Origin of the sequence: Lysinibacillus sp. LZ02 (genome assembly GCF_050613145.1) — a bacterium.
Classification (GTDB): domain Bacteria; phylum Bacillota; class Bacilli; order Bacillales_A; family Planococcaceae; genus Lysinibacillus_B.
Window position 1 is genome coordinate 907,906 of record NZ_CP192507.1, and the last position, 15,907, is coordinate 923,812.

Below are 15,907 nucleotides of genomic sequence, written 5' to 3' on the forward strand. Positions count from 1 at the left end.
TAGTCTTGCAAAAAATGCAAGGCTATATGAAACTAAAGACAGTAGAATGAGTTGGATAGGAGTGTAAAAAGTGATAAAGGTCGTAGAGAAAGATAGAATGAAAGCCTTACAACAAATTATTCAACTAAATCCATTCGATGCTGTCATTGTATTAAAAAAAGTACAGTACCGGTATGAAATTGAATGTGTAAATGAAAAAGCGATTCAGCTCTTTCAGGAACCAAGTAATGTGAAAATGGATGCGGAATGTTTTTTCGGGGCTATTGATTGGCAAACGTTAAATCCCTTTGTTGAAAAGCTAAGCAACCAAGTGGAATACATAAATCTGAAGTTAGAACAACAAATGGCATTATATATGCAAAAACTAGTGATCAATGATGAATCCTATATTCTCATTGTCCTGCGTGCAGTCATTAATCATGAGCATTTTGTGTATGAAGATGAGTTAACAAATTTATTTAATAGACGTGCATTACAACATCAATGGTCATCGTTTACAGAGCAACGAATAAAGCGACATGTGGCACTTCTAATCATTGATTTAGATCGTTTTAAAAAATTTAACGAATCGTTAGGGAAGCAAAAAGCAGATGGTATGTTAGCGATAATTAGTGAACGATTTACAGCATTGCGCCATAAGCATTGTGAGATTTTTCGCTATAATAGCGATGAATTTGTGTTCGTCATAGGCTATGATGCGCAAGCAGAGGTTGAAGTGTTAGCGGCACAAATTTTAACATTGTTGAAAGAACCGATTGTTGTAGATGAGCAAGACTATTATGTCACGGCATCTATTGGTATTGCCACAAGTATCGCTGAGCAAAAACCACAATTAGATACGATGTTGCATCATGCAGACCAGGCGTTGTTTTATGTCAAAAATCATAGTCGAGGTGATTATCGTTTTTACCGTAAAGAAATGAGCCAAGTGTTTCCTAACGAAGCATTAATGGAGGCGCATTTACGTAGAGCGATTGAACTAAATGAATTATCCGTTCATTTTCAGCCGCAGATGGATTTACAATCAAACGAGATCAACAGTTTTGAAGCATTAATTCGTTGGCATAATCGTAAGTTTGGTTTTGTGTCCCCAGCGCAATTTATTCCGTTAGCAGAATCATCCGGATTAATTATAGAAATTGGGGATTGGGTATTAGAACGTGTATGTCAATATTTGCAAGAATGGAAACAAAAAGGCTATCGACCTGTCAGAATTGCTGTTAATATTTCACCAAAGCAATTTAAACAGGAACATTTTGCGAAAAAAGTAGAGCGAGTAATTAAGCAATACGATATTGCCCCAGCGCAATTAGAACTCGAAATTACAGAAGGTTCCATGACGAATGTGCATGAAACAACGGCTATTTTAAATGAGTTAAAGCAGTTAGGCGTGTTTGTATCAGTAGATGATTTTGGGACAGGTTATTCGTCGCTCAGTTATTTGAAAACATACCCGATCGATATTATTAAGATTGATCAATCGTTTATTGCTGATATTGAAGAAGATGAAAAAAACGAGGCGATTGTAAAGGCGATTATTTTATTATCACATACGCTCGGATTAGAAGTAATTGCAGAAGGCGTCGAGAAAAAAAATCAAGAACAGTTTCTGCTTAAAAATCATTGTAAAAAAGTACAAGGTTATTTATACAATAAGCCATTGCCAGTTGAAGAAATTGTCGAGCAATATTTAATTAATTAAGCGGTTGTTCCAAAATATAAAAAGTAGCGATTCGATTTGAGAATTGGCTGCTTTTTGCTTTTTAAAAGGTTGTGTTTACTTGATGTATTCATTTTAAACATGAGATGTGATAAAGGTGCTATGCACGATAGGTGTGCATTCTAATTGCATAGAATGGTAGCTAGTCAGAGATACTACGTAAAAACGAAAGGAGGTTTTTTATGTGAGTTTATTTGTCTGGTCATCGATTGTGGTCGTTGTTATTTTATGTGCACTTGCAGCCTATTCCACTATGGTAGCAGCAAACCAGATTCAAAAGAGTAATTCAGAGCTTGATACATCCGTTGACCCTGCCATTCGGAGGCATCCGTTTTTATTGAACCCAATCATTATGATGTATATTGTCGTCGGTATTTTTATGACAATCGTTCTTTTCTTTTATTGGGCAAGAGGTGAATAAAAGGGGAATTTTAGCATTTCAGGCTCCTGTACATAGTCACTTCTTAGTCAATTATGATATGATAGCTATGAGTGCACTATCCTGCTCAAGTTTTGAGCGGTAAAGGAGTAGAATGTTATGCTGTCAATAAATAACAGAGGGTTATTAGATATACCCATTAAAGACTTTATTATTTCTTCTGAGAAGGTTGCTCACGTCCAAAGTGGGAATAATGCGGAACATGCTTTACTCGTGTTAACTCGCACGGGCTACTCTTCTATTCCGGTATTAGATGTCAAATATCGTCTCCGAGGCTTATTAAGTAGCAAAATGATTACAGAAGCGATTTTAGGTTTAGAGCGCATTGAATATGAACGTCTTTCTGAAATTAAAGTAGATGCTATAATGGAAAAGGAAATTGCTTATTTACGAGTAACAGATACTTTTAAACGCGCGTTAGATTTAGTGATTAACCATGCTTTTCTTAGTGTTGTCGATGAAGAAGGGACGTTTGTAGGGATTATGACACGTCGCGTTATATTAAAGCAACTCAAAAAGTATATTTATATGAATGAACGATAATCAACAGAAAATCGGCAAAATCCTACATGGATTTTGTCGATTTTTAATACTGTGAAAGGATGAGATTATGACCGCGACAGAGGCTGAAATTATTAAAGTATTGGCAGAAGAAAAAAATATGCGTAAGGCAGCGGAACGTCTTTTTTTAACACAGCCAGCCTTATCACAAAGGTTGCAATCGATTGAAAAAGACTGGGGAACACAGCTGTTTTTACGTTCACAACGTGGCTTAACCCCTACACCCGCAGGAGAGCTCGTTATTCAATATGCAACAGAGCAAATCGCCAGACGGGAAGAAGTGTTTGAAACGATTCAAGCATTAAATGCAAAAGTACATGGCACACTTAAAATTGCTTGTGCGTCTATTGTGGGACAAAATTGGTTACCGCAAGTATTGAAAGACTTTGTTACGTTGTATCCAGATACAAAAATTTCATTAATGACTGGTTGGAGTTCAGAAATTGTGAAAGCCTTATATGAAGGAGAGGCGCATATTGGGATTGTCAGAGGGCAAGCGGATTGGAAAGGGAAGAAAATTCACTTATTCCGCGATATGATGTACTTAGTAGATAAAGAAATTCAAGCATTGGAAGATATTTATACAGCAGATCGTCCATTCATCCAATTCAAAAGCGACTCAGATTATTATCAAGAAATTTTGCAATGGTGGCAACGTCATTTTAACCAAAATCCACGGCATCAAATTATTGTCGATCAAATTGAAACGTGTAAACAAATGGCTTTAAATGGTATTGGTTATGCCATTTTGCCTTCTATTACATTAAACGGAACGGAAGATGTCAATAAAATTCCGTTAGTGCATTCTGAAAAAGATATGGGCTTAACACGGGATACGTGGCTGATCGGTTATGATTCAGCCTTTGAGTTACTTCAAGTAAAAGCATTTGTTGATGTTGTGCAAGATCGAGCCCGTTGTTTATACGAATATAAGAATTAATACGTGCGATTGAAATAAAAATTTAGTACAATCAAAACATGTTATAAAAACTTACATGAAAAGAGGTTGTATAAAGATGAGCGATAAGTTAAATGCACAACAAATTATTGAATTTATTTCGAAGGCGAAAAAAGTGACGCCAGTTAAAGTGTATGTAAAAGGTGATAATGTCGCTTCGTTATCGTATGGTGAAAGTTCGAAAGTGTTCGGTGAAGGGAATAATGCCGTTGTTTTTGGTGAGTGGAGCGAAATTGAAGCAGCATTAAAAAGTAACGGAGAAAAGATAACGGACTATGTTATTGAAAGTGACAGAAGAAATTCAGGTGTACCATTATTAGATACAAAACATGTGAATGCACGTATTGAGCCAGGGGCAATTATCCGTGATCAAGTAACAATTGGTGATCAAGCTGTTATTATGATGGGGGCCATTATTAATATTGGTGCAGAAATTGGACCAAAAACAATGATTGATATGGGAGCAGTATTAGGAGGACGTGCAACAGTTGGTGCGAATTGTCATATTGGTGCGGGCACAGTGCTAGCTGGTGTTATTGAGCCGCCAAATGCACAACCGGTCATTATTGAGGATGATGTTGTGATTGGTGCCAATGCCGTTGTACTTGAAGGTGTACGTGTAGGAAAAGGCGCAGTTGTAGCAGCTGGTGCTATAGTGATTGGAGATGTTGCACCATATACAGTTGTCGGTGGTGTACCGGCGCGCGTATTAAAGCAACTAGACGAAAAAACAAAAGCAAAAACAGAAGTAATTGATGCTTTACGAAATATTTAAGAAGGTGACTTCATGCAATCCTTAATTGATATTCGCCGGGCGTTACATAAAATACCCGAGCTCGGCTTTCAAGAATTTAAAACACAAGCGTTTATTTTAGATTATTTAACAAAACTCCCGCAAGACTATCTAGAAATAGCAACTTGGCGTACAGGGGTTGTTGTAAGGATTGTTGGCACGAATCCAACGAAAACAATTGGATGGCGTACGGATATCGATGGTTTACCGGTAACAGAAGAAACGGGTGTAGCGTACGCTTCACAGCACGCTGGTCATATGCATGCATGCGGTCATGATTGTCATATGACGACGGCACTAGGACTTGTCACAGCTTTTGTGAAAAATCGACCTGTGCAAAATGTTGTCGTCTACTTCCAGCCAGCTGAGGAAGGACCAGGTGGAGCAGAGCCGATGTTCAATTGGTTAAAAGAGGAGCGGCTTGATCTGTTATGTGATGAAATTTATGCACTTCATATTGCACCAGAATATCCAGTAGGTACAGTAGCAACGCGTCCAGGACTGTTATTTGCGAATACGTCTGAGTTATTTATCGATTTAAAAGGAATTGGTGGGCATGCTGCATACCCACACCTTACACGTGATATGACGGTTGCAACAGCGAATTTAATTTTGCAGCTGCAAACGATTGTGAGTCGCAATGTAGATCCGATGAATAGTGTGGTCATAACGGTAGGAAAGATGACGGCGGGTACTGTGCAAAATGTCATTGCAGAGAATGCACGTTTAGAAGGAACTATTCGTACGTTAAATGCGGAATCAATGCAGGCAGTGAAAAGCCGTATTGAAGCAATTTGCGCAGGGATTGAAGTGGCGTTTGAATGTGAAGTTTCCATTGATTATGGCTCTCTGTATCATGAAGTAAATAATCATGAGGCATGTGCGAATCGTCTGCTCGCTTTTGCCAAACAGTATGACGGTGCGACGGATTTCTTATGCCCAGCTGCTATGACTGGCGAAGACTTTGGCTATTTCTTAAAAGAGATTCCTGGTGCGATGTTTTGGAGTGGGGCAAACTGTCAGTACGGTTTGCATCAGTCGAAGATGAATCCAGATGAGTCGTTACTTTCGTTTAATACCGATTTTGTTGAGGCGTTTATTCGCAGTTTATAATAAGCAGAAAGGGATGTGCGGAAACACTTAGGTTTCCACATATCCCTTTTTTGTTCTTATGATGCTTGTTCTGAAGCATGCATTAAATGTGGTGCTCTTTTTTGTGTCCATGCCCATGCTAAAATGAAGCATGTAGCTAAAATCACTGTCCCGAAAATGTACGGAGAGTCCATATTCCAGTCAAATAAAGTACCGGCCAATATAGGACCGAACATATTTCCTAAGCTCATATAAGCATTATTCATCCCTGCAGCAAATCCTTGTTCCGTTCCTGCTACTTTACTGATCAGTGTATTAACTGCTGGACGGATAAAGGTTGTGGCGATTGAGAATAACGTCGCTACTGTTAGGATCATAAAGAATCCGCTCACATAAATAACAAGTAACATCGTAATCGCTGCTACTAGTAAATTAATTAAAATGATTTTCATTTCACCAAACTTCTTAAACAGCTTGTCGATAATGTACATTTGCAAAATCACGCCAGCAAACCCACCAACCATAATAATGACCGAAATATCAAATGGTGAATAGTTAAATTTATGGTCTAAGTATAGTGATAATGTTGCTTGGAAGTTAGAAATACCAAAACTAAATGTTAAGACGATTAGTAAAAATACAAAATACGATGTTTTTGTGGAGCGTACTAATTGTTTCACTAAACTTTCACGTGGTGGCTTTGCGGTTGCTTCCGTTTCTTTTTTGATATTCGGTAAAATGATGCTCGACAGAACAGCTGCTACGATGGCTGCGCTACCAGCGAAATAAAATGGAATGTGTAAACTGATGCCGGCTAAAACGCCACCGATACCAGGTCCAATGGTGAAGCCTAAGCTCATCGCTGCACCAACCATCCCCATTCCTTTTCCTCGTTCTTCAACTGTTGTAATATCGGCTACGTAAGCTAAAATCGGTGGCATGACAAATGCCGCGCCTGCCCCGCTTAAGAAGCGAGCAACAAATAATAACCAAACATGATCCGATAAACCGAACAAAATTTGGGATAAACCGTATAAAGTAAGACCTACAATAATAAAGATTTTGCGCCCGTAACGGTCTGATAAATCACCAGCGATTGGCGAAAGTAAAAATTGCGCTAGGGAAAACCCTGCAATTAAAAAACCTAATACTTGTCCCCCTACACCGAACAATTCTAAATAAGAAGGCATAACCGGAACAATGATGCCAATACCACCCATCGTGATAAACATATTAAACATTAAAATATAGAGGGCGACATTATTTGTTTTTTTCGCCATGGCTAACCGCCTTTCTAATCCATTATTTCGACTTTTGAAATGTAAGTACAATTAGTCTAACATAATTATACGACTTGTCACTACTGTAAAGTTATTAGACTAAGGGATGAATTAATTGAGTATACAGTACGGGGAGTGATTACTTTATTTTGGTATGTTCTGTATAATGAAAAGACGTATGGCCACTAAATGCCCATACGCCTGTTGTTAAAAGATAAGAAAGTATAAAATTTTTCTAGTTTAAAGTGTGTCTAGCGCAAGCGCCCAGCCCCTCGTGACGTTTCGAAAGTCTCTTCGTGTGCAAGACTGTGAGCCTATCTCCAACGCATGTCGGGGCTAGAGAGAGCGCTTGCGCTTTTCTTAATTGAGGTTCATTTTAAATTCTAAGAAGTATTCGTTATACTTCCCGAGCCATTCTAGCCCAAGGTTTTCGTAGACTTCTAAATGTTCGCGTAGCTCTTCATCTGGATAGAAGCGCTCATCTGTAATGACTTCTTCATCCATTAATGCCCAAGCAGCTGCGTTAGGGGTAGAATAGCCAACATAATCTGCATTTTGTGCTGCATTTTCAGCATCTAACATAAAGTTAATGAACGCATGTGCACCTGCTACGTTTTTAGATGTTTTAGGAATGACCATGTTATCGAACCAAAGATTGGACCCTTCTTCCGGAACGGCAAAATCGAGCTCTTCATTTTCCCACATCATATCCGCTGCTTGCCCTGACCAAGTAAGGGCAACAGTTGCTTCATTGTTAATCATCAGTGGTGTAATTTCATCACCGATAATAGCTTTTACGTTAGGCGTTAATTGAATGAGTTTATCCGTTGCTTCACGCAACGCAACATCATCTTTTAAGTTCAGCGAATAGCCAAGAGAGTTTAAGCCCATCCCGATTACTTCACGAGAGCCATCCACTAAGAAAATTTTCCCCTTTAAGCGTTCATCCCATAAATCTTCCCAAGATGTGAAGGTTAAATCTTCCGGTACCATTGTCGGATTGTACACGATACCAACTGTTCCCCAAAAATAAGGGAGAGAAAATTTGTTTTTTAGATCAAAGGGTAAATCTAAAAAGTACGGATCGATATTTTGAGCATTTGGTAGTAAGGAATGATCTAGCTCAATGAGCATATCATCTTCAATCATTGTTTCAATCATATATTCAGAAGGTACGGCTACATCATAAGAAGAACCGCCTTGCTGAATTTTTGTATACATAGCTTCGTTTGAATCGAATGTTTCGTAAATGACATGAATGCCTGTTTCTTTTTGGAATTGTTTGATTAACTCGGGGTCAATATATTCGCCCCAGTTATAAACAGTTAGCGTATCTTTACTGCCGTCCATACCAACCGATTCAAGTGATCTTGATGCAAAGAAAAGCAGGAAACAGGCGATGATAATAGCGATTGTCGCTTGTACTAATTGTTTCATTTCCCAGCCTCCGTTCTTACTTTTGAGCGGTTTGTCACAAAGTAGTAACCAATGACAACAAGCACTGTAATAAAGAATACTAAGCCTGAGATTGCGTTAATCGTTAATGTAATCCCCGCACGAGCCATGGAGTAAATCTCGACTGATAATGTAGAGAACCCATTACCTGTCACGAAAAATGTGACGGCAAAGTCATCTAATGAATACGTAATCGCCATAAAGAAGCCGGCAAAAATACCGGGGGCAATATAGGGTAAGATGACACGTGTTAAAACGTCACGTTTTGTAGCGCCTAAGTCACGTGCAGCATCGATTAATGATGTATTCATTTCTAACAATTTCGGTAAAACCATTAACACAACAATCGGCACACTAAAGGCGATATGTGATACAAGTACAGAAGCAAAGCCTAATTTTACCCCAATCATGGTGAAGAGGATTAAAAAGCTTGCGCCAATGACAACGTCAGGCGATACGATAAGTACATTATTTAATGATAGTAATGTGTTGCGCATCTTTTTATCTTTAATCGAAACAATGCCAATAGCGCCAAGCGTACCGACAATCGTTGCAATTAAGCCTGAAAGCAGGGCGACAAGCACGGTATTAATCAAAATAACGATTAAACGTGTATCTTCAAAAACAGCAGCATAATGCTCAAGTGTAAACGATTCAAAATCGTTCATATTGCCACCGCTATTGAATGAATAAAAAATTAAATAGAAAATCGGTGCGTATAACATGATAAAAACCAGGCCTAAATAGGCTTTAGAGGCGGTCGATAATTTGTTCATTTATGCGCGGCCTCCTTTCTTTTTCTGACCCGTTAGCATCATAATGATAATCATGAAAATAATTAAAAATACAGCGATAGTGGATCCCATCCCCCAGTTTTGTGCGACAAGGAATTGCTGTTCAATGGCTGTGCCAAGCGTAATCACCTGATTCCCAGCGATTAAGCGCGTAATCATAAATAGTGAAAGGGCAGGGATGAATGTGACTTGAACCCCGGATTTCACCCCGTCAATTGTTAACGGGAACACAACACGGCGGAATGTCGTCCATGCCGATGCACCAAGATCTCGTGCTGCAAACATTAAAGACGGATTTAATTTATCTAATGAGTTGAAAATCGGGATAATCATAAACGGAATAAAAATATATACCGCTACGAAAATAAAACTAAAGTCTGTAAATAAAATTTGTTGCGGATTCAATCCGAATACTTCGATAAATGCATTCATCGGACCATATAAGCCGAAAATCCCGATGAATGCATATGTTTTAAGCAGTAAGTTAATCCAAGAAGGAATAATAATTAACATTAACCAAAGCTGTTTATGCTTTGTTTTTGTTAAGAAATAAGCTGTTGGATATGCAATGAGTAATGTAAAAAGTGTAATTAAAAAGGCATACCAGAAGCTTGTCAATGTCATTTGTAAATAAATCGTTGAGAAGAATTTTTTATAGTTCGCTAATGTAAAATTTCCGTGTAAGTCAAGCATGGAATAATAAAGAACTAAGGCAATGGGTGCAATTACAAATAGGGCAATCCAGACGAAATACGGAAATAATGCTGTACGATTTCTATTCTGCATCTTCATCTTCATCGTCCCCATATGCTTCTAGACGCTTATCAAACTCTTCTTCCGTTTCATTTAAGCGCATAACATGAATTGATTCTGCATCAAAATCTAAGCCGATTTCTGCCCCTACTTCTGCCTTCTTTAGTGAGTGTACTAACCACTCATTCCCGTCCTGGTCGTATGTTGATAATTCATAATGCACACCACGGAATAGTTGTGTATCTACTTTTACGATTAATTTTCCTTTATCGACTGTTGTAATTTCTAAGTCTTCTGGACGAATGACAATATCAATTTTTTCATTTGGCTTCATCCCACCGTCTACACAGTCAAAAATTTTGCCAGCAAATTGCACTTTATAGTCTTCGATCATAATGCCATCTACGATATTGGATTCACCGATGAAGTCTGCAACGAATCGGTTAATTGGCTCATCGTAAATATCCACTGGTGTACCAGACTGCATAATTTCGCCATTTGATAAGACAAAGATTTCATCACTCATCGCTAACGCTTCTTCTTGGTCATGTGTAACGAATACAAACGTTTTACCAAGACGTTGTTGTAACTCGCGAAGTTCATATTGCATCTCTGTACGCAGTTTTAAGTCAAGTGCTGATAACGGTTCATCTAGTAAGATCACTTCAGGATCGTTGACGATCGCACGTGCAATCGCTACACGTTGACGTTGACCACCCGACATTTCTGAAATTTCGCGGTTGCCGTATCCAGCTAGGTTTACGAATTTTAATGCTTCCTGTACCCGTTCTTTTATTTCTTGTTCTTTTACCTTCTTTATACGAAGGCCGAATGCTACGTTTTCAAATACATTTAAGTGTGGGAAGAGTGCATAGTCTTGGAAAACGGTATTGACTTGACGCTCATTCGCAGGGACATTATTAATGCGTTTCCCATTAAAGTGCACATCGCCAGTTGTTGCCTCTGTAAAACCTGCGATAATGCGTAGAATCGTTGTTTTCCCACAGCCAGAAGGGCCTAATAATGTATAAAATTTACCTCTTTCTAGCTCAAAGTTAATATTTTTTAAAACGACTGTACCGTCGTCGTAAGATTTTGTTACGTTTTCGAAACGAATAATCGTGTTATCCATCGTTTGTCCTCCTTTGTTATAAGTAAGATTCGGTCGCCACAAGCAGTAAACGCGTTAAACCATTATGTGCGTTAAAAATTTGGTGATGTGAAGATGCTTCGTAATAGACAGCGTGTCCTTCCGTCGCGATATACTCCTCATTTCCGATCACGACACGAATCCGTCCATTTAAGACATAAAGAAACGTCTCGGATAAGGATGGTTCGAATTGTTTAAATTCTCCGCCCTTTTGAAGTGTTAAAATGACTGGCTCCATCTCTTTTTCATTCGAAGTCGGAATTAACCAATCAATCGTATATTGTTTATCGTGGTCAGTAAAACTTGTTTGATCTTCTTTTGTATAGACAACCGGTTGCTCATCAGCGGTGTCGTCGAAAAACTCTTTTGGGGTTGAGCCTAATACTTCGAGAATATGAAAAAGTGTCTCAATGGAAGGAGAATTTAAATCGCGTTCTAGTTGAGAAATATAGCCCTTTGTTAAATCGGTACGTTCTCCAAGTTCCTCTTGTGTGAGTCCTTTTTTTAATCGTAAAGCTTTAATTTTTGCCCCGATTTGCATGAAGTTTATCCCTCCCAGTATAAGTTTATTAATTCTAAACAAAAAGTATTGAAGTTTACTTTTACAAAACTTTTAGTTTACAAGCCAAAAAACATTATACACAATATCAAATAAATTTCAAGTAATGTAATGAAAATTTTTGTGGGGAAATAAAAGATTTTATAGATAGTGGGGAGTTTTTTAACGTATGTTAAATATATGGCTCATCACCGTAACTTGGGGTTGATTTCCGTTCCAGCTGGGCGCTTTCCGGGGGGCGTCCGATGAGCCGCTTCCCTCGCTACGCTCAGTCCAGGGTCTCATCTAGGACGCTAATCCCCCAGGAGTCGCCCAGCTTCCACTCCAATCAACAAACACTTTATTTCATCAATTCGTAATGAACGAAAAATACAAAAATAGTAAAAATTATTGTAACCTTTATACTTCACCACAGCACATTTCCGTTGTGAAGTAAAGCTTGGCTTCTATAACAATAAATAGTACGCTATGGCAAAAATGAATACTTCTTCATCAGAATCTGTGTTCCACCTATAGCAAAATCATTTTTATAGCAAACAATTTACGTAGAAGTAGGTAGCACACGGAACGGAGAGCGGTGACTCCAGCGGGAATCGCATGAGCTGAAGGCCCCGCAGGAGTGAGGGACGAACGACGAGGAGACTGAAGCCATGCCCGCGGAAAGCATCCGCTCGGAGTGGAGTGTGCCATGTATATAAGGCAACCCCGACTTTTGGTGATGAACCAAATATATACAAATTAGGAGTTTGTTTTTTTGGTAAGTGTCATTCGATTCGGCAGAACATATTAAAAGGGAGGCAGTGATGATGGTTGAAAGAATAGTCGGTAAAAAGGCCCCTCATTTTGAAATGGATGCAGTAATGGTGGATAAGTTGTTTGGAAAGGTATCGTTAAAAGACAGTATGGAGAAAGGGAAATGGACCGTGTTGCTTTTTTATCCCATGGATTTTACGCCGGTGTGTCCAACTGATATTACGGCAATTAGTGATCGATATGATGAATTTCAAGAATTAGATGCAGAAGTGATTGGCATTTCTACAGATACAGTGTATACACATCTGGCATGGGTCAATACAGATCGAATGCAAAACGGTGTGGGCACATTAAACTTTGCGCTTGCAGCAGACACAAATCATCGTGTTTCAAAGCAATATGGTGTATTTGTTGAAGAAGAAGGGGCTGCGCTTCACGGTTTATTTATTATTAGTCCAATCGGGGTATTACACTATCAAACTCTTTTTTATCATAATGTTGGGCGAGATGTTGATGAACTATTACGTGTATTACAAGTACTCCAAATAGGAGGGCTATACTCGGAAAAATGGCCTCCGAGTCAAGAGACACTTTAACTACATTCGCATATGATAGCAAAGAGCTAGGAGGGATTAGTGGATGAAGTTACGCGCTCCAATGCCTTCGCTAGACGGAGCGAAGTGGTTAAATGGTAGAGGATGGACAAATGACATGCTTACGGGGAAGCCAACATTTATTCATTTTTGGTCCGTGAGCTGTAATTTGTGTAAGCATGGGCTAGATACTATCAATCATTTAGCTGATCAGTATATGGGGGATTTAAATATTATAGCCGTGCATATGCCGCGTACCGAGGAAGATGTTATTGTAGATAATGTGAAAAAAGTTATAAAATATTATGATATGCTACAGCCAATAGTAATCGATAATGAGTTTTTAATCACGGATCGATTTAACAATCGATATGTCCCGTCTTATTATTTATTTGACGATAAGGGACTTTTACGCCATTATCAAGCAGGTGGCAGTGGATTGCGCATACTTGAAAAGCGCATTGAACGTGTTGTTCAAGAACATAAAGGTATGGTTTGATGCCATACCTTTTTTATTTGGTTCATTTGCGATACACTTGAAACACATTAGAATAAGGGGGCATTATACGATGAGAAAAGAATTTGTAGTCATCGGACTTGGCCGATTTGGTAGTAGTATTGTTGGAGAGTTGGTTGCACAAGGGGCTAATGTCATGGCGATTGATATGTCGCAAGAACGAGTAGATGAATTTGCGCAAATTGCGACACAGGCTGTTGTAGCCGATACGACAGATGAGGCAGTCATTAAGTCTCTCGGTTTATGGAACTTTGAGCATGTGATCGTAGCAATCGGCGAAGACATCCAATCGAGTATACTGACAACGTTAATTTTAAAAGAATTAGGTGTGCCGCAAATTACAGTAAAAGCGACGAACGACTATCATGAAAAAGTATTGCGTAAAATTGGCGCTGATTTTGTCGTGCATCCCGAACGTGATATGGGGATTCGAATTGCCAATAATATGATATCTAATAATGTACTGGATTATTTAGAACTATCGGACGAGCATTCCATTATGGAGATTAAAGCGAGCGATCGTATTGCAGGGCGTTCGCTTGTAGATTTAGATATTCGTGCGAAATATGGGATCAATATTGTAGGGATTAAACGAGGTGAGGAAATTTTAATTACTCCTTCGCCGACAGATCCGATTTTAATGGGCGATATCCTCCTTGTCATTGGAGCCGATGTAGATATTAATCGCTTTATGAAAAAAGCGTTGTAGAAAAGTGGAAAAGCGTGTATACCGTAGGGAAACTCCTACGGTATACACGCTTTTTACTAGGTATATAAGAAAGTATACGTTTCTAACAGAATTACATTAGCAAAACATTACACTTCCATAATGATTGGTAAAATCATTGGACGACGTTTTGTTTTTTCGAAAAGATAAGGCCCTAAAACGTCTGTAATTTCATTTTTTAATTCAGTCCATTGTGTCGATTTTTCTTGGATAACGTGATTTAAATGTTGCGTAAGCATTTTTTGTGCTTCATTAATCATCGTACCTGATTCACGCATATACACAAAGCCACGCGAAATAATATCAGGTCCAGCAACGACTTTTTGATTTGTCATATCAACGCTCACAACAACGATGACAAGACCTTCTTCTGAAAGGATACGGCGATCACGTAGTACGATATTCCCGATATCGCCAATCCCGTTACCATCAATATAAACATCTCCTGATGGAATGCGACCTGCTACATGTGCTTCTTTGGCACTTAAAGCAAGTACTTCACCATTTTCCATAACAAATGTGTTTTCATGTAGTACATCACAATCAACGGCCAGCTCTGTATGCATTTTTAACATACGGTACTCACCGTGGATAGGCATAAAGAATTTAGGCTTCATCAGTCGAAGCATTAACTTTTGTTCTTCCTGTGAGCCGTGTCCGGATGTATGGATGCTATTGAGTGAACCATGAATTACTTCAGCACCAGCGCGGAACAGCAAGTTAATAATTTTATTGACGCTCATCGTGTTCCCTGGAATCGGTGAAGAAGAGAATACAACTGTATCGCCGGGTTGGATTTGAATTTGTCGATGTGTTCCGTTTGCGATACGTGATAAAGCAGCCATTGGTTCTCCTTGAGAGCCTGTACATAAAATCATGACTTCATTTGCAGGTAAACGATTAATACTTTGTGCATCAACGAATGTTTCTTTCGGCGCAGTAATATAACCTAACTCGCGACCGATTGTAATTGCATTATCCATCGAGCGACCAAACACCGCAATTTTACGACCATGTGCAGCAGCTGCATCTGTTACTTGTTGTAAACGGTGGATATTTGATGCAAATGTCGCGAAAATAATGCGACCATCTACTTTTCGGAAAATATCGTTAATACTTTCGCCTACTTTACGTTCAGACATCGTAAAGTTAGGTACTTCAGCATTTGTACTGTCTGATAGTAAACATAAAACACCGTCACGCCCGATTTCAGCCATTTTCGTTAAGTTTGCTGGCTCTCCAACAGGAGTAAAATCGAACTTGAAGTCCCCTGTATGTACGATATTGCCAGGTGGTGTTTTGACAACGATTCCGAACGCGTCTGGAATACTATGTGTTGTACGGAAGAAGCTGACAGATGTTTTTCGGAATTTAATAACATCCTCTTCTTTAATTTCAATTAACTTTGTTGTGCGCAGCAAACCATGTTCATCGAGCTTATTGCGTAGTAAACCTAACGCAAGCTTACCGCCGTAAACAGGAACGTTTACTTGGCGCAGTAAGTATGGAATGCCGCCGATATGATCTTCATGCCCGTGCGTAATAAATAACCCTTTAATTTTGTCGACATTACGTACTAAATACGTATAGTCCGGAATTACGTAATCAATTCCGAGTAAATCATCTTCAGGGAATTTAATGCCTGCATCAATGAGAATGATTTCATCTTGGAATTGAACGCCATATGTGTTTTTGCCGATTTCGCCCAGTCCGCCAAGTGCGAATACAGCTGCTTGATCGTTTTTAACGAACTTCATAATCGA

General features: G+C 38.9%; 16 protein-coding genes. 9 read left to right on the top strand and 7 right to left on the bottom strand.

The annotated features are described in order from the left end of the window. The first annotated feature begins 70 nt into the window (after positions 1 to 70). The 6 genes from ACQQ2I_RS04070 to ACQQ2I_RS04095 all read left to right on the top strand — a co-directional run bounded on the left by ACQQ2I_RS04070 (position 71) and on the right by ACQQ2I_RS04095 (position 5,584). A complete protein-coding gene (locus ACQQ2I_RS04070) occupies positions 71 to 1,702 on the top strand; it encodes a putative bifunctional diguanylate cyclase/phosphodiesterase (protein ID WP_431029310.1) in 1,632 nt (543 codons plus the stop codon). A gap of 202 nt (positions 1,703 to 1,904) precedes the next feature. Further along, positions 1,905 to 2,141 (top strand): hypothetical protein, encoded by a 237-nt coding sequence (locus ACQQ2I_RS04075; protein WP_431029311.1) that lies wholly within the window; start codon positions 1,905 to 1,907, stop codon positions 2,139 to 2,141. A 117-nt stretch (positions 2,142 to 2,258) separates the two neighbouring features. Continuing rightward, positions 2,259 to 2,702, top strand: coding sequence for a cyclic-di-AMP-binding protein CbpB (gene cbpB / locus ACQQ2I_RS04080; RefSeq protein ID WP_431029312.1), 444 nt, complete (start codon positions 2,259 to 2,261; stop codon positions 2,700 to 2,702). A gap of 67 nt (positions 2,703 to 2,769) precedes the next feature. Continuing rightward, on the top strand, positions 2,770 to 3,660 hold the full coding sequence (locus ACQQ2I_RS04085) for a LysR family transcriptional regulator (protein WP_431029313.1): 891 nt from the start codon (positions 2,770 to 2,772) through the stop codon (positions 3,658 to 3,660). A 76-nt stretch (positions 3,661 to 3,736) separates the two neighbouring features. Continuing rightward, a complete protein-coding gene (gene dapD, locus ACQQ2I_RS04090; RefSeq protein WP_431029314.1) occupies positions 3,737 to 4,453 on the top strand; it encodes a 2,3,4,5-tetrahydropyridine-2,6-dicarboxylate N-acetyltransferase in 717 nt (238 codons plus the stop codon). A 12-nt stretch (positions 4,454 to 4,465) separates the two neighbouring features. Beyond that, the gene (locus ACQQ2I_RS04095; RefSeq protein ID WP_431029315.1) at positions 4,466 to 5,584 is read left to right on the top strand and encodes an N-acetyldiaminopimelate deacetylase; all 1,119 of its coding nucleotides are present in this window, start codon (positions 4,466 to 4,468) and stop codon (positions 5,582 to 5,584) included. 56 nt (positions 5,585 to 5,640) lie between these two features. Here the strand turns inward: ACQQ2I_RS04095 and ACQQ2I_RS04100 are convergent, their stop codons facing one another. From ACQQ2I_RS04100 to ACQQ2I_RS04125, 6 genes are all read right to left on the bottom strand, one after another. Beyond that, positions 5,641 to 6,843, bottom strand: coding sequence for an MFS transporter (locus ACQQ2I_RS04100; RefSeq protein WP_431029316.1), 1,203 nt, complete (start codon positions 6,841 to 6,843; stop codon positions 5,641 to 5,643). A gap of 360 nt (positions 6,844 to 7,203) precedes the next feature. After that, positions 7,204 to 8,280: an ABC transporter substrate-binding protein gene (locus tag ACQQ2I_RS04105; RefSeq protein ID WP_431029317.1), complete on the bottom strand. Its 1,077-nt coding sequence runs from the start codon at positions 8,278 to 8,280 to the stop codon at positions 7,204 to 7,206. Continuing rightward, the gene (locus tag ACQQ2I_RS04110; protein ID WP_431029318.1) at positions 8,277 to 9,074 is read right to left on the bottom strand and encodes an ABC transporter permease; all 798 of its coding nucleotides are present in this window, start codon (positions 9,072 to 9,074) and stop codon (positions 8,277 to 8,279) included. Before ACQQ2I_RS04110 ends, ACQQ2I_RS04105 begins: the two co-directional genes overlap by 4 nt. Beyond that, positions 9,075 to 9,884: an ABC transporter permease gene (locus ACQQ2I_RS04115; RefSeq protein ID WP_431029319.1), complete on the bottom strand. Its 810-nt coding sequence runs from the start codon at positions 9,882 to 9,884 to the stop codon at positions 9,075 to 9,077. Then, positions 9,868 to 10,977, bottom strand: coding sequence for an ABC transporter ATP-binding protein (locus ACQQ2I_RS04120; protein ID WP_431029320.1), 1,110 nt, complete (start codon positions 10,975 to 10,977; stop codon positions 9,868 to 9,870). Before ACQQ2I_RS04120 ends, ACQQ2I_RS04115 begins: the two co-directional genes overlap by 17 nt. A 16-nt stretch (positions 10,978 to 10,993) precedes the next feature. Continuing rightward, entirely contained in the window at positions 10,994 to 11,536 is a 543-nt protein-coding gene (locus tag ACQQ2I_RS04125; protein WP_391366246.1) for a helix-turn-helix domain-containing protein, read from the bottom strand. An 824-nt stretch (positions 11,537 to 12,360) separates the two neighbouring features. Between ACQQ2I_RS04125 and ACQQ2I_RS04130 the strand changes: the two genes are divergently transcribed. The 3 genes from ACQQ2I_RS04130 to ACQQ2I_RS04140 all read left to right on the top strand — a co-directional run bounded on the left by ACQQ2I_RS04130 (position 12,361) and on the right by ACQQ2I_RS04140 (position 14,126). After that, positions 12,361 to 12,903, top strand: a complete 543-nt coding sequence (locus ACQQ2I_RS04130) for a peroxiredoxin (RefSeq protein WP_431030448.1) — start codon at positions 12,361 to 12,363, stop codon at positions 12,901 to 12,903. Positions 12,904 to 12,946: 43 nt separating this feature from the next. Then, positions 12,947 to 13,399 carry a TlpA family protein disulfide reductase gene (locus ACQQ2I_RS04135; RefSeq protein WP_431029322.1) on the top strand — a complete coding sequence of 151 codons (453 nt, stop codon included), beginning with the start codon at positions 12,947 to 12,949 and terminating at the stop codon, positions 13,397 to 13,399. A 70-nt stretch (positions 13,400 to 13,469) separates the two neighbouring features. Beyond that, positions 13,470 to 14,126 (top strand): potassium channel family protein, encoded by a 657-nt coding sequence (locus ACQQ2I_RS04140; RefSeq protein ID WP_431029323.1) that lies wholly within the window; start codon positions 13,470 to 13,472, stop codon positions 14,124 to 14,126. 107 nt (positions 14,127 to 14,233) lie between these two features. Here the strand turns inward: ACQQ2I_RS04140 and rnjA are convergent, their stop codons facing one another. Next, entirely contained in the window at positions 14,234 to 15,901 is a 1,668-nt protein-coding gene (gene rnjA / locus ACQQ2I_RS04145) for a ribonuclease J1 (RefSeq protein WP_391366250.1), read from the bottom strand. Between the last annotated feature and the right edge of the window lie 6 nt (positions 15,902 to 15,907).

Bases quoted from the DNA above. Each gene is read 5' to 3' on its own strand.
- ACQQ2I_RS04100 (WP_431029316.1), bottom strand. From the start codon at position 6,843: ATGGCGAAAAAAACAAATAATGTCGCCCTCTATATTTTAATGTTTAAT.
- ACQQ2I_RS04120 (WP_431029320.1), bottom strand. From the start codon at position 10,977: ATGGATAACACGATTATTCGTTTCGAAAACGTAACAAAATCTTACGAC.
- cbpB (WP_431029312.1), top strand. From the start codon at position 2,259: ATGCTGTCAATAAATAACAGAGGGTTATTAGATATACCCATTAAAGAC.
- rnjA (WP_391366250.1), bottom strand. From the start codon at position 15,901: ATGAAGTTCGTTAAAAACGATCAAGCAGCTGTATTCGCACTTGGCGGA.
- ACQQ2I_RS04110 (WP_431029318.1), bottom strand. From the start codon at position 9,074: ATGAACAAATTATCGACCGCCTCTAAAGCCTATTTAGGCCTGGTTTTT.
- dapD (WP_431029314.1), top strand. From the start codon at position 3,737: ATGAGCGATAAGTTAAATGCACAACAAATTATTGAATTTATTTCGAAG.
- ACQQ2I_RS04125 (WP_391366246.1), bottom strand. From the start codon at position 11,536: ATGCAAATCGGGGCAAAAATTAAAGCTTTACGATTAAAAAAAGGACTC.
- ACQQ2I_RS04135 (WP_431029322.1), top strand. From the start codon at position 12,947: ATGAAGTTACGCGCTCCAATGCCTTCGCTAGACGGAGCGAAGTGGTTA.
- ACQQ2I_RS04095 (WP_431029315.1), top strand. From the start codon at position 4,466: ATGCAATCCTTAATTGATATTCGCCGGGCGTTACATAAAATACCCGAG.
- ACQQ2I_RS04085 (WP_431029313.1), top strand. From the start codon at position 2,770: ATGACCGCGACAGAGGCTGAAATTATTAAAGTATTGGCAGAAGAAAAA.
- ACQQ2I_RS04130 (WP_431030448.1), top strand. From the start codon at position 12,361: ATGGTTGAAAGAATAGTCGGTAAAAAGGCCCCTCATTTTGAAATGGAT.
- ACQQ2I_RS04140 (WP_431029323.1), top strand. From the start codon at position 13,470: ATGAGAAAAGAATTTGTAGTCATCGGACTTGGCCGATTTGGTAGTAGT.
- ACQQ2I_RS04105 (WP_431029317.1), bottom strand. From the start codon at position 8,280: ATGAAACAATTAGTACAAGCGACAATCGCTATTATCATCGCCTGTTTC.
- ACQQ2I_RS04115 (WP_431029319.1), bottom strand. From the start codon at position 9,884: ATGAAGATGCAGAATAGAAATCGTACAGCATTATTTCCGTATTTCGTC.